The organism is Mesorhizobium sp. M5C.F.Cr.IN.023.01.1.1 (assembly GCF_003997585.1).
Taxonomy (GTDB): domain Bacteria; phylum Pseudomonadota; class Alphaproteobacteria; order Rhizobiales; family Rhizobiaceae; genus Mesorhizobium; species Mesorhizobium wenxiniae.
The window spans coordinates 1-12,924 of sequence record NZ_RZSU01000148.1 but is presented as its reverse complement, the minus strand read 5'-3'; the positions used below and the strand labels follow the sequence as shown (position 1 = coordinate 12,924).

Sequence of the window (12,924 nt, the reverse complement as noted above, 5' to 3'; positions counted from 1 at the left end):
GGGCATGGCGTCCGGCGTCGGCAATGCCGGCTGGGCCGCCGGCTCGGCGGCCAAGGAGAAGGCGATCGCCGCACCCGGCGCCTATGCCGGGTCGCTGCTCGGGCTCGCCAATGCCAAGCTCGACCAGACGCGTCAGAAGACGCCGACGCCGGCACCATCCCGACCCCCGATCCAGGACCAGTAAGCGGAGACGCGCTTCAGCATGGCCGCCCGCACCCCGCCCGAAAACCCCTATATTGCCGCGCGCCAGGAATGGAACGAGCGCTATGGCTCCTATGTGAAGGCCGCGGCCGCGTGGCGCATCGTCGGCATCACCGGCATGCTGATGGCGGTGATCGGCTTCAGCTACGCGCTTTATCAGAGCACCGAGGTCAAGCTTGTTCCCTATATCGTCGAGGTCGATCGCCTTGGCACCGCAATGACGGCCGGATTCCCGCAACAGATCGAATATGCCGACCCCCGGGTGGTGCGGGCGACGCTCGGAAGCTTCGTGTCGACCTTCCGCAGCGTGACCCCGGACGCCGTGGTGCAAAAACAATATATCGACCGCACCTACGCGCTGCTGCGCACCTCCGATCCCGCGACCGAGAAGATCAATGCCTGGTTCCGCGGCAACTCGCCGTTCGAGAAGGCGAAGACGGCGACAGTCGCCGTCGAGGTCAACAATGTCGTGCCGCTTTCCAACCAGAGCTACCAGATCGACTGGACCGAATATGAGCGCGACCGGAAGGGCAAGGAGACCGCGGTCCGGCGCTTCCGCGGCATCGCCACCGTGACACTGACCCCGCCGCAGGACGAGGGCGTCATCCGCCTCAATCCGATCGGCCTTTATCTGCGGGACTTTGAATGGACCGCCCAGCTGTGAAAGGCCCGCTGAACGCAATGACGAGAGAAGGAATGATGATGACGGCGGCGGCGCTCGCGCTGGCCGCGGTCGCAGCGACCAGCATCGTTGCGGCGCCTGCAACTCAGGCGCAGGAGATGAGCGCCAACGAGGCCAAGGGGACAACCATCTCTGGTCAATGGCGAGGCTCAAGGGGACTGGTGACCAAGGGACCGGACGGGAAGGTGATCTTCCTCTATGGCGAGATCCAGCCTTCCGTCGTGTGCTCGCCCCTGCAGGTCTGCGATATCGAGCTCCAGGCTGGCGAGGTCGTGCGCGATGTTCTGGTCGGCGACACGGTTCGCTGGAAGGTCGAGCCGGCAACCTCGGGCGCCGTCGGCGGCCAGGCAATCCACCTGATTGTCAAGCCGGCGGAGCCGGGCCTCGTCACCTCGATGGTGGTGACGACGTCGCGGCGTACCTACCACATCCAGCTCAAGTCGCATCACCGCGAGTATATGGCGCGTGTCGGCTTCGAGTATCCGGAAGACGTCTCGGCGCGCCTCAACGACATCAATGCGCGGCTCGAGGCGAACACGATTCCCGGCGCCGGCGTGCCGGCAGAGCAGTTGAACTTCCAGTACAGCGTCAGCGGCAGCGCGCGCTGGCGGCCGACGCGCGTCTATTCCGACGGCGAGAAGACCTACATCCAGTTTCCGCGCTCCATTACCGGCCAGGACGCGCCGGTGCTCTTCGTCACGTCGGGCGGCGAAAACCGCATCGTCAACTATCGGATGAAGGGCAACATGATGGTGGTCGACTATCATGTCGATCGCGCCGTGCTGGTATCCGGCGTCGGCTGGCGCAGGGAGAAGATCAGTATCAGGCGGGGAGGGTAGGCGATGCGTGCTGGCCGTCCCGTCCGGCGATTCCTCGCGACCGCCATCGCCGCCGCGCTGCTTTCCGGCTGCCAGACCTTGGGAGCGGACAGGCTCGTCGCCAGTTCCGCGCCGCCGGAGATCTCCGGCCGGGCGGCAAGCGCCATCGCCGGCGACATGGTGAGCCGGCTTGCCGAGCATGCCGGGCCCGGCACCGGGACGATCCTGCTCAAGCCCGACGGCTCGCCCTTCGGCGGAGCGCTCGAGGCCGCGCTCAAGGCCTGGGGCTATGCCGTCGTCTCCGACCAGAAGACGGAAGGCGAAAAGCTGATCCCGCTCGCCTACGTTCTCGACAGCTATGACGGGCAGGTGCTGGCCCGCCTGTCGACCGGCTCGCTCGACCTCGGCCGTACCTACACCGCGACTTCCGCGGGCGCGACGCCGGCGAGCCCGCTGTCGGTCATGCAACGCGGGTGAGGGGAGGGGAGAGATGGTCCAGTCCCTGAAACTTGGCGGCGGGGCGGCCGAGCCTAAAATTCGGCGGCTCAACCGCCTTCCCGTGGTGATCGCGATCGGCCTCGTCGTCGCGTTCCTCGCGGTGATCATCTATGGGCTGACATCGCGGGGTCTCTATTTTTCCCGCGAACCGGAGATCGACCGCGCCGGGGGGGCTCCGGCTTCGACCTATGCCGACCAGCTGAAGCGCGGCGTCTCCGATGGCATCATCGGCGAACCAGTGGCAGCGCCGGTGTTTCAGCCAGCGCCGCCCGAGCGCACGGAACCTGAGGTTCAAGTCGCTCCAGGCGTCCCGGACGCTACCCCGCCGGAACGCCCCGCACCCGATCTCGAGCCGGACTCCGTCTGGCGCGCGCGCCTCGCACGCGAAGCCGAGGAGCAGTATCTTCGCGAGCGCTATCGCCAGCGCATGGCGCGCCTGCAGGCGAACGATTCGGCCTACGATTCACCAATCGCCGTCGACGTCGATAAGCTGCGGACAGCCACGGACTCGGCCGCGGCGGAAACGACAGGCGGGGCCGCCAGCGCGCGCAGCGGCTCTGCGGCCGACCTCTATGGCGCGGCGCTGCAGGCCGGCCTCAACGGCCAGAACCTCGATCCGAACGGGCAGCGTTCAAAGGAGGACTTCTTCAACGCCGACCTCAAGGAGCTCGGCTATCTCCCCAATCAGGTCGTTCCTCAGCAATCCCTTTACGAGCTCAAGCGCGGCTCGGTGATCCCGGCGACGCTCATCAGCGGCATCAACTCCGATCTTCCCGGACGCATTACGGCTCAGGTCAGCCAGAACGTCTATGACAGCGCCACCGGCCATCGCCTGCTGATCCCGCAGGGCGCCAAGCTGTTCGGGCGGTACGACAGCAAGGTCTCGTTCGGTCAGTCGCGCGTGCTCGTCGTCTGGACCGACATCATCTTCCCGAACGGCTCTTCCTTGCACGTTGGCGGCATGGCGGGAACTGACGCCGAGGGCTATGGCGGGTTCAACGACAAGGTGAACAACCATTATCTGAAAACGTTCGGCTCGGCGGTGCTGCTCGCCATCATCGGCACCGGCATCGATATGGCGCTACCCGAGAGTTCGACGCTTGCCACGCAGGACACGGCGTCCGATGCGGCGCGGCGGAATTTTGCGGAGACGTTTGGCCGCGTTGCCGAGCGCACCATCAACAGAAATCTCGACGTCCAGCCGACAATTGAAATCCGGCCGGGGTACCAATTCAACGTCCTCGTCGACCAGGACATTATCTTCCCCGGCGCCTATCGCGGCTGATATCCGGATCGCTCGATGTGCGAGCTTGGACTGATCTGAGCGGCACCTTAGCGTCGGTCGGCAGGCTTAGCGTCAGTCGGCGGGCACTGACGGGACGTGGCCGAGCATGTCGAGCAAGGTCGAAAGGACCGTCTGCTGCGCGTGCATGTCGATCATTGCCGTGACATAGGCGATGCGTGCAGGCCCCACGGTATCGCAAGCCGCGACAGCCGGCGACTGGCGCCATTCCTCGTACCTGGCCTCGGCTGCGTTGCGAAGGCGTCGGTGGGTTCGGATCGCCTGAATCGTGATCTGTTCAAGATCCCTCTTCGGGAGATTTTCGGTAAGGCCGATCACTGGCCTCAAGGTGGTTTTGTGCTCGGACTGCTCACAGCTGCCTATGTCGGTGGCCATTTGTACTCTTCTTGAAACATCGTCCGCGGTGCGCCCCCGCGAACGTCAATCCCTGATCCAAAGCCGGGGGTTGGAAACTGTACTCAGACAGTCCTGCGACCTTTAGCACCGAGGCGCCTGGACATTCGTCACAGGCCCCCGGCCGTAAAGCCAGAGGATCCTTGGTGCCTTTCCGGTTGGCACCGACCGCTGAGTAGGGGTTTCCACACCCCGGGGCAGCGCGTACTGCCCTGCGCCGCCTTATAGAGAGGTTAGCCTCCGTTTTCCAGTAATGATCGGGTATGGTGTCGAGGCGTCGCCATGACGTTCATTTCGATGGCCTACGGGGCCCGACCAAGCGGGAGCGGCGCACGAGATCGTGGGTCTGCGGGCGTGCAGCACACGACCTCACATACACTAGATCAGCTTGAGCTTCGTTGCGAGGGCTGTTGCCTGCGCGAGGCTTCCCGCGTCGAGGGTCTTGCGAGCATTGTTCAGGTGAAAGTTCACCGTTGCGAAGGACATGCCCTCGATCGCCGCGATTGCTTTCATCGATTTGCCTTCGGCCGACCATTTCAGGCAAAGAGCCTGCCTGGCGGTGAGCTCGGCCTGAACGCTCGCCGTGGGCTCGACTTCCTGTTGTTCGAGCTTTGCGTGGAGCAGCGCGACGGCTGTCACAGCCGCAAGCTGGTCGATGTCGCGCTCCAGCGACAGCGATGGCTTATGCGATGCGACGGTCAGCATGGACAGGTGACCAAATGCCGTCCTGATCGGGATCGTAATTCCCGACCGGATACCGAAGTCGCCTGCCTCAGCGTAGAAGGCGCGAATTCGGGACGATACCTTTCTCGGGCTCTCGGGCGCCCACGTGAACGCCTCCATTCTTGTCCTTGCGGTCCTGACGACTGGATCGATATCCTTGTAGCCGCAATCCAAATAGCGCTGTTGCCACTCGTTCGCGTAGTTCGATACCGCGTAGCTCCGCACCGGCTGAATGTTCAGGTAGGCATAGCAGTCGAAGCCGAGCTCACGGACGGCATCGGTGAGCGCCTCCTTCAACATCGCCTCTGTTCTCGCCAGCGACGAGATATCGGACAGCTTCTGGAACCAGGTTCTTAACACTCGAACCTCCTTGTTAGACATGCTCCGTTCTTGCTGCTGCTGATTTCCGCGGAAAACTGCCATGCCGGGAAGTGAGGGATATCTACCATTCCGATTCCTCGCAGTCAGACGGCAGCGGCGGGTTCAAACATGGCTCATCTCCACCGCGATCGCCAGGACGCTAAAGGCCATCTCTTCAATTGTGAGCGCCGCCGCGGGCGACAGTTTCGGCCGGTTGATGTCTGCGCAGACGGCAACGAACCAGGATCGCCACTGCCCCTAGAACGATGGGGATCGCCAAAGCCATAACGAGGTGTGCGTCGATCGATACGCCGAGATGCGGGGCCGCGCCTACGGCGTGTCCGAGCAGACCGATGACGTAGTAGCTGATGGCAGCAATCGACAGCCCCTCGACGGTCTGCTGCAGCCGCAGTTGCATGTGGGCGCGCTCGCTCAGCGTCGACAGGATTTCCCGATTTTGCGCTTCCATCCCAACGTCGACCTTCGCGCGCAGGAGCTGAGTGGCGCGGGCCAGTTTTCGCGAGAGATTAATCTGGCGTTCCTCGATCGAGGCGCAGGTTCGTAGGGCTGGCGCCATGCGCCGGTTAAGAAAGGCCGAAAAGGTTTGGTGTTCTTCGATCGGCTCGAACCCGATCGCGGTGAGCCGCCCTTGCACGATGCTCTGATAGGCGCGAGTGGCGCCAAAGCGATAAAGGGATTCGGCTGCACCCGCTTCGAGATCGGCGGCAAGCTTGGCCAGCCTGTCCAGGAGTTGCTGGTTTGCTTCCAGCGTGGTGACCTCAGTCATCTGGCGGGTCAGTTCGACCAGTTGCTCCTCGATGCGCCGCACCGATGGAGCCAGGCGGTAGGCCTCCGGCAAACCCAGCAGCGCGAGGACGCGATAAGTTTCAAGCTCAAGCAGTCGCTGAACGAGCGCTCCGATCCGCATCGGAGGTAGCCCGCGGTCGATAACCCGGATTTTCACGAATCCGTTGGCGGCTGCCCGAAAATCCGTTGCGATCACAGCCTGACCATTCTCCGCCGACATCGCGCATAATGATTCTTGTAAGAAAATGGCCTCAAGGTCCGGGGCTTCTTCCGGTGTCGCTACCAAGACTTCAATCGATGCGAGATGTCGGCCCGGCTGTGGAATGCGTCCCATTATCTCTGCGAACTCGGTTACCGCGCCTCCCTCTTTTGAGCTGTGCCCAACGGAGATCCGCCAGCTATAGCTGGTGAACTCGGTGTGCTGTTCCCAACGCAAGATGCCATGATCGAGCTTGACACCATAATGGTGAGCTATCGGCCCAGGACCGGGGGTGCCGAATTTGTTGCAGAGCGCGGTGAATGCGGCACGATCCGCCTGGGCTTCTTCTGGGGCCGTCAAGAACGCAAAGTGAAGAATCCGCGCAGGTGTTACGATCGGCCTGAAGGGCCGGGCATGGACCTCCTCAAGCACAAACTGTCGCTGTTCGTGAGGATCGAACTGCATTGAAGCGGAAGAGAACTCTAGCCGTAGAGATCGTACCTCAACGTCGGAATCATTGGATCCGGCTTCGCCAATCTCATTCATTGGGGCTCCTTCAGAAGGAAGCGGAACTCATCGCGAGTCCAGAATGCGCTGCGAGCAATGTTTGAGCACATTGATCTCCTGCATAGTGGCCGCAGCGAAGATCGGCAGTCCAGTTTAGTCGGTTTGGGGGTCCATAAGGGGTAAGCGCAGCTCGCATGACCGCCGCTTGCGAATGTTGCCGCCAAACCCGATGGTGATCATAAGTTGGGCTGCCACGACCTCCGGAATTGCGACCGGTCTAAACAGTGCTGCGAGTTCGTCGCGTCGGCCATTTACGCCGGTATCGTCCTTCTCTTCGTTCATTCCGTTCTTCCTTCCTCCCGCGGTGTTGCAAAAGGCCGTCCCAAACTGTCGATCGGCGTCGGTCTATCGGTTCAGCTCGACAAAGCAGACCACAGCTGGAGCAGCTGATCACCGACCGATGATGTGTCTCCATGCGCGTCTGCAAGACCCGATGCGCATTTGCGCCGGCTTTGGTCAGCTCCTTCAAAGCCGCGATCGGCAACCTCCCATTGCCTTGAATCGGCGCCCTGCCGGTTGGGAGGAGAGCCGGCAGGGCGCGCCGCGCACAGTGCCCGATCGGTCGGCGACCAGGCGGCGGCAAAACCTGTTTTTTACACCCCTGATGGTTTCGGGGGTGGGTCTCATATCCCTATCGCCTCATATGCGTCAGCGACCTTGCGAATGGACGCGACGTAGGCGACCGTTCTGTAGTCGCCGAGTTCCGGCTGCTCCTCAAGCAGGTCGGCGATACGTGCCCAGGTACTTCGCATCACGTCCTCGAGGCCGGATCGGACAAGATCGATCTCGGCGCCCCCTTCGAGAAATTCATCGCGGATGTCGGCGGGGAACGGCTGGCCTGTCATCCGCTCGAGCGCTGTGGCGATTGTCTGGTTGCGCCGCTCGCGCCTCCGTCTTTCCATCAGGCCGAACGGGATGTGAGTCAGGTTCTTCACCCATTCGAAATAGCTGACGACCACGCCTCCTGCGTTGACATAGAGATCCGGGAGGATCGTGATACCTTGGGAGCGCAGCATCTGGTCGGCCTCGAAGGTGACCGGGCCATTGGCGGCTTCGACAAGGAGATGGGCTTTGATGCGCTCGGCATTGTCGATGTGGATGGCGTTTTCCATCGCCGCCGGAATCAGAATGTCGCAGGGCTGCTCCAGACCCGTCATGTCGCCGGCGAACGACTTTGCCCCGGCAACGCCGATAATGCTGCCGGTACGCAACTGATGCTGCTTCAGCGCCTCTATCGCGAGGCCTTCCGGATTGGCGACATATCCGTCGCGCTCGGCGATGACGGTGATCCGCGCGCCATCTTCTTCGGAGAGGAACTTGGCAGCGTGGTAGCCGACATTGCCGAACCCTTGAACGATCACGGATGCGGCCTTGAGGTTGCGCCGTCCAGCAATTCCGGGCGTACGGGGATCACGCAGATAGCTTTGAATGGCGAATTGCACCCCTCTTCCAGTCGCCTCGGTGCGTCCGGAAATTCCACCTTTGGAGAGCGGCTTTCCGGTTACACACGCACGTGCGTTGATCACATCGGTAGGATTGGCACGGCGGAATTCATCGACCATCCAGGCCATCTCCCGCTCGCTTGTGCCAACGTCCGGAGCCGGCACGTTGAGGCCGGGGCTGATGAGGCCGCGCTTGGTGAGCTCCTGGGTGAAGCGCCGGGTGATGCGCTCGAGCTCCTGTGGCGCCCACTCACGCGGATCGATCCTGAGCGCGCCTTTCGAACCTCCGAAGGGGACATCGACCAGCGCGCATTTGAGCGTCATCAGCGCCGCGAGCGCCTCCACCTCCTCGGCATCGGCATCAGGCGCAAAGCGAATACCGCCTTTGACCGGCTCGTTATGCTCACTGTGCACCGAGCGCCAGCCGACGAAGCTATACATGCGTCCGCGCAGCCTTACGCCAAAGCGCACCGTATAAGTCGAATTGCACTGGATGATCCGCTCAGCCAGTCCCTCGGGAAGATCGAGAAACGACATAGCGTGCCTGAGGTTACGATCGACGCTATTCAGAAAACTTGAGGCTGAGTTTGAGACAGCGGCATCCATAGGTCGTTCCCGGCCGGTGCTAGAATTGAAGTCGATTGCCGCAGGATTGCGTGGTCGAGCGCAATTCTGCATCCCTGTTTTGGTCTCGTCTTTCTACGAAAGAGGCGCTTCGCCTAGTTGCGGGGCCTTACTTCGGCAGCAGCGCGAATCCTCGTTACTCCGTCGGCCAATTCAACAGCATTAGACCGTAATCAACCGCGCCCCGTTCATCGCCTTGAAGGCGCTGAGACAAGTTTCGTCGCCTGGCAACAACCTCGTTCATCCAGTATTGACCAATCTGTAATGAACGAAGGTATCGAGCCCTCTGCGCCCGCCTTCATACCCGTAGCCGCTTTCCTTCACGCCACAAAACGGCGTGAATTCAGTGACCGTCGCGGTTGTGTTGACGAAGACGCCGCCCGCATCCAGATTCTCAACAAGGCGTTCGATGCGTTCGCGGGATTGCGTATAGACGTAAGCGGCTAGTCCATAGGGCAAGGCGTTCGCCATACCTACTGCTTGCATCTCATTGTCGAACCTGTTGAGCGGCGCGAGTGGCGCGAAGTACTCGTCGCGCATAACAAGGCTTTCAGGCACCGCGTCGCACAGTATTGTGGGCTCGAAGAAATAACCCGGCCCCTCGACCCTATTCCCACCGGTGATGATGCGGCCTCCACGAGCTGTTGCGTCTTCAACCACCGTGACGGTGGCATCGAGTCGACGCGCGTGCGTTAGCGGACCGACGTCCGTGTCGGCATGAAGTCCATTTCCGATCTTCAAGCTTTGCACCTTGCGCAAGAATGCGTCCACGAACCTGTCATAAGCGGGCTTTTCGATGAAAAGACGACTCGGAGCGGTGCAGACTTGGCCGGCGTTCGCAAACTTGGATGCGGCAAGTTGACTCGCTGCGGCATCTATGTCGGCGTCAGCGAAGACAAGTGCGGCCGAGTGCCCGCCCAATTCCATGCTTGCGGGTTTCATATCCTCCGCAGCCAGGCGCGCAAGGGATTTGCCAACTGGAATCGAGCCGGTAAGAGTGATTTTTCGAACCACCGATGATGCGATCAGCTGTCTTGAGATCTCGGCGGGATTCCCGAAGATCAGGTTCAGATACCCATTGGGCAAACCGGCTTCCTGAAGAGCACGCGCCAGCTCAATTGCTGCCCCTGGCGTTTCCTCTGCCGCCTTCAAGATAACGGGACAGCCAGCAGCTATTGCCATCGCCAGCTTGCGTCCGGGCAGCACCAGAGGGAAATTCCACGCGGTGAAGGCTGCTACGACACCGATCGGCACCGGTTTCGACAAACGCCTGATTGGATGCCGGTTATCCCCTAGGTCGGCATCGCGCAATTCCAGCGCCAGCTGCGCATAATAGCGAAACAGATCGACGACACGGGCGACTTCCAGCTTGGCCTGGCTCAGCGGCTTTCCCTGTTCCTGAACAATTCGCACGGCAATCGAGGGTTCCCTTTCCGCCAGGATATCCGCTGCCCGTTCCAATACTTCCTTGCGACGCTCAGGCAGGAAGCGGGGCCAGGACCCAAACGCGCGCTCAGCCGATTGCAGCGCTTTTTCCAGCAATTCGGGGGTGGCCGAAGGTAGGAGACCCAACACTGTCTCGTCGGCCGGGTTTATCACCTCCCGGGGCGCCGCCGAGCTGGACTCGATAAGTTCACCGTCGATGTACATACCGAGTGTCGGATAGGCTGAACCCGTTTCGGCAATCGTCGCGTTTTGCCGGCCTGCTGGTTCCGCACTATGCATTGGCTCGAACCATTTCCCAAGTTTCAGCCAAGGCGGTTTCAAACCGCCGGAACATTTGGTCGATTTCGAGCTCTGAGATAATCAGCGGCGGGCAAAAAGCGACTATGTCCCCGATATTCCTGACGATCAGTCCATGGTTGCGGCATTGCTGACTGCAGAATGCACCTACTCCCAGAGACTTGTCGAATTGCGCCTTGGTGGCCGCGTTTGGTGAGAATTCAATTCCGCCGAGTAGCCCGATCCGCCTGACATCCCCAACCATGGGGTGGCCTGCGAAGGAGTCGATACGCTTCGCGAAATGCGCCGCGACAGACTGGACATGCTGGAAAATTGACCGTTCCTCGTAGATCTCAAGCGTCCTGAGCGCGACCGCCGCCGAGACCGGATGACCCGAATAGGTAAACCCGTGAGCGAACGGGCCATATCTTTCGCTGCCGGTGATGAGCGGTTCCCAGATAGCCGGCGCCACAACCGCGGCCGAGATCGGCAGATAGGCGGACGATAGTGCCTTGGCGACTGTGATAACGTCCGGCCGCAGATCGTAGGTGTCGCACGCAAATACCCGCCCGGTGCGGCCGAAACCGCAAATCACCTCGTCCGCGACGAACAGGATGTGATTTTCCCGCAGGATCTTTTGAACTCTTTCGAAGTAACCAGCTGGAGGTGGCACCACGCCGCCGCCCGCGATCACCGGATCAGCATAAAATGCAGCGATTGTGTTCGCACCCTCGCGCTCGATCAAGGTTCTGAGATCGTCGGCGCAGCGCTCGGAAAACTGCTCCTCGCTTTCGCCCGGCAGGCCCTCGCGATAGTAATCCGGGCACATGCATTTCAGAAACCGGTCGAGCGGCAGGTCGAAACCGTCATGACAAGCGGTCAGACCGGTCATGGAAGCGGTCGCGACCGTTACGCCGTGGTAGCTGCGCTCCCGCGTGATGATCCTCTTCTTTTCGGGACAGCCCAGAATGTTGTTAGCGTACCAAATTAGCTTGACGACGGTGTCGTTGATCTCAGAACCGGAATTGGCAAAAAAGACACGTCCGTCGGATATGGGAACCATGTCCTTTAGGCGATCGGCCAGTTCGATCATCGGCCGAGTGGCCATGCCGTTGAAGCTATGATAGGCAGGCAACTTCTCGAACTGTCTGGCAGCCGCAGCTGCGAGTTCGGGTTCGCTGAAACCAAGCGAAGTGCTCCACAATCCAGCCAGCCCTTCAATATAGCTCTTGCCGTTTTCGTCGATAACGTGGATGCCGTCGCCACGCTCGATGATCAATGGGCCGGACTGCTGATGGGTGGCCAGATTTGTGTATGGATGGATCAGTGACTGCTTGTCCAGCTCTCTAAGAGACGTGTTTTTGTCGTGCATATTGCCTCCACAACTCCCGCCCGAGCGGGAGTTTCAAATAGTTGTGGGCACCGAAAAGCGAACCCTGCCTATCACGGCTTCGGTTCGTATCCGTAGTCCTGAATTGCGCCTTCCTCGGTGATGAAGCCGTCTGCAAGATCGTCTTCAATTGCTTTTCTCTCGCGCTGCGAAGGGTCGCCGTACCCGCCGCCGCCTCCCGATCGGCATATGATCAGATCGCCGGACTTCAACTTAATACCGTTGGCTTTCAGGCAGCTGATATCTCCTGATTTGGAGGACCGGACCGTTACCGCTGGTGGACGCCCCGTCTTGCCGCCGAACAGCCCCCATGCCGGCGTGACGGACCGTTCCCACCAGAAACCGGCAGCACAGTTGTCGGAAAGCATTTCATAGACTTTGTTGATGCCACAGCCGCCGCGCCACTGTCCGGCGCCCCCGGAATCCGGTCGAAGGGCATATTCCCTGACCCTGAGCGGATAGCGTGTTTCGCAAACTTCGATGGGAATGTCCCTCAGACCGCCATTCACTTTGTTGATCAATCCGGAGACTCCATCGTGGCCTCGAAACGCTCCCCAGCCGCCGACATGGCATTCGAAATCGATGAAAATCCCTTCGTTGCGGGGATCCGTGCCCGACATGATCACCGGATTCGAATCGCCATAGTCAGCAGCTGTGACGCTGTCCGGGATTGCTTCTGCTAATGCCTTGGCCAGGAGGTCGATTTGTAGTCCGAGGGAACTAAAGTACCAGTTTGCAGGGGCGGGACTGGTACAGGCGAGAAACGATCCCTCGCGCAGTTTCACCGACAGCGATCGAAACGAACCACCGTTAACCGGCTTGTCCGATGCGAACAGATATTTGAATCCGACTCGACATGCGGAAATTGTCTGGGAAGCTCCGCTGTTGATCGGCCCAGGTGTCTGATCGCTGGCCTCTGTCAGATCGATTTCGATGTTGCTACCTTTTACAGTCACCCGCATTTTCACGCGGAGCGGACCGTTGCCCAAGCCATCATCATCGACATATCCTTCCGCCGAATATTCTCCATCGGCAATAGCTTCGATGGCTGCCCGCTCGAAGCTTTCGGTTTGATCGAAGATGATTTCCTTGGCCTCGTTCACGACTTCGACGCCAAATTTGTCGAGCAGTTCGACAATGCGGCGAGACCCCACATTCGCGGCCGCGATCTGCGCCTTGAGATCCCCTATCACAC

12 protein-coding genes and 1 pseudogene are annotated in these 12,924 nt (G+C 60.7%); 5 read left to right on the top strand and 8 right to left on the bottom strand.

Annotated elements, in window-relative coordinates:
- The 5 genes and pseudogenes from EOA78_RS32345 to trbI form a co-directional block, all read left to right on the top strand.
- Positions 1 to 184 (top strand): annotated as a pseudogene (locus EOA78_RS32345) (conjugal transfer protein TrbL); the annotation flags it as partial.
- Between the two features lie 18 nt (positions 185 to 202).
- Positions 203 to 865, top strand: a complete 663-nt coding sequence (locus EOA78_RS32340; RefSeq protein ID WP_127319463.1) for a conjugal transfer protein TrbF — start codon at positions 203 to 205, stop codon at positions 863 to 865.
- 32 nt (positions 866 to 897) lie between these two features.
- On the top strand, positions 898 to 1,722 hold the full coding sequence (trbG, locus tag EOA78_RS32335; RefSeq protein ID WP_281034089.1) for a P-type conjugative transfer protein TrbG: 825 nt from the start codon (positions 898 to 900) through the stop codon (positions 1,720 to 1,722).
- A gap of 3 nt (positions 1,723 to 1,725) precedes the next feature.
- A complete protein-coding gene (trbH, locus tag EOA78_RS32330; protein WP_127319461.1) occupies positions 1,726 to 2,178 on the top strand; it encodes a conjugal transfer protein TrbH in 453 nt (150 codons plus the stop codon).
- Between the two features lie 13 nt (positions 2,179 to 2,191).
- A complete protein-coding gene (gene trbI / locus EOA78_RS32325; RefSeq protein WP_127319459.1) occupies positions 2,192 to 3,484 on the top strand; it encodes an IncP-type conjugal transfer protein TrbI in 1,293 nt (430 codons plus the stop codon).
- A 72-nt stretch (positions 3,485 to 3,556) separates the two neighbouring features.
- On the opposite strand, the gene EOA78_RS32320 is transcribed toward trbI, so the two are convergent.
- From EOA78_RS32320 to EOA78_RS32285, 8 genes are all read right to left on the bottom strand, one after another.
- On the bottom strand, positions 3,557 to 3,877 hold the full coding sequence (locus EOA78_RS32320; protein ID WP_127319457.1) for a transcriptional repressor TraM: 321 nt from the start codon (positions 3,875 to 3,877) through the stop codon (positions 3,557 to 3,559).
- 396 nt (positions 3,878 to 4,273) lie between these two features.
- On the bottom strand, positions 4,274 to 4,978 hold the full coding sequence (locus EOA78_RS32315) for an autoinducer binding domain-containing protein (RefSeq protein ID WP_245477920.1): 705 nt from the start codon (positions 4,976 to 4,978) through the stop codon (positions 4,274 to 4,276).
- Between the two features lie 175 nt (positions 4,979 to 5,153).
- Complete coding sequence (locus EOA78_RS32310) at positions 5,154 to 6,530, bottom strand: DUF3422 domain-containing protein (protein WP_245477919.1); 1,377 nt, start codon at positions 6,528 to 6,530, stop codon at positions 5,154 to 5,156.
- A gap of 114 nt (positions 6,531 to 6,644) precedes the next feature.
- The gene (locus EOA78_RS32305) at positions 6,645 to 6,833 is read right to left on the bottom strand and encodes a hypothetical protein (RefSeq protein WP_127319455.1); all 189 of its coding nucleotides are present in this window, start codon (positions 6,831 to 6,833) and stop codon (positions 6,645 to 6,647) included.
- A gap of 341 nt (positions 6,834 to 7,174) precedes the next feature.
- Positions 7,175 to 8,530, bottom strand: coding sequence for a Glu/Leu/Phe/Val dehydrogenase (locus EOA78_RS32300; protein WP_127319453.1), 1,356 nt, complete (start codon positions 8,528 to 8,530; stop codon positions 7,175 to 7,177).
- A gap of 327 nt (positions 8,531 to 8,857) precedes the next feature.
- Positions 8,858 to 10,342, bottom strand: coding sequence for an aldehyde dehydrogenase family protein (locus tag EOA78_RS32295; RefSeq protein ID WP_127319451.1), 1,485 nt, complete (start codon positions 10,340 to 10,342; stop codon positions 8,858 to 8,860).
- Positions 10,335 to 11,711, bottom strand: a complete 1,377-nt coding sequence (locus EOA78_RS32290) for an aminotransferase (protein ID WP_127319449.1) — start codon at positions 11,709 to 11,711, stop codon at positions 10,335 to 10,337. Before EOA78_RS32290 ends, EOA78_RS32295 begins: the two co-directional genes overlap by 8 nt.
- Before the next feature lie 71 nt (positions 11,712 to 11,782).
- A partial coding sequence (locus tag EOA78_RS32285) for a hydantoinase B/oxoprolinase family protein (protein WP_164784033.1) occupies positions 11,783 to 12,924 on the bottom strand: 1,142 nt, incomplete at its 5' end.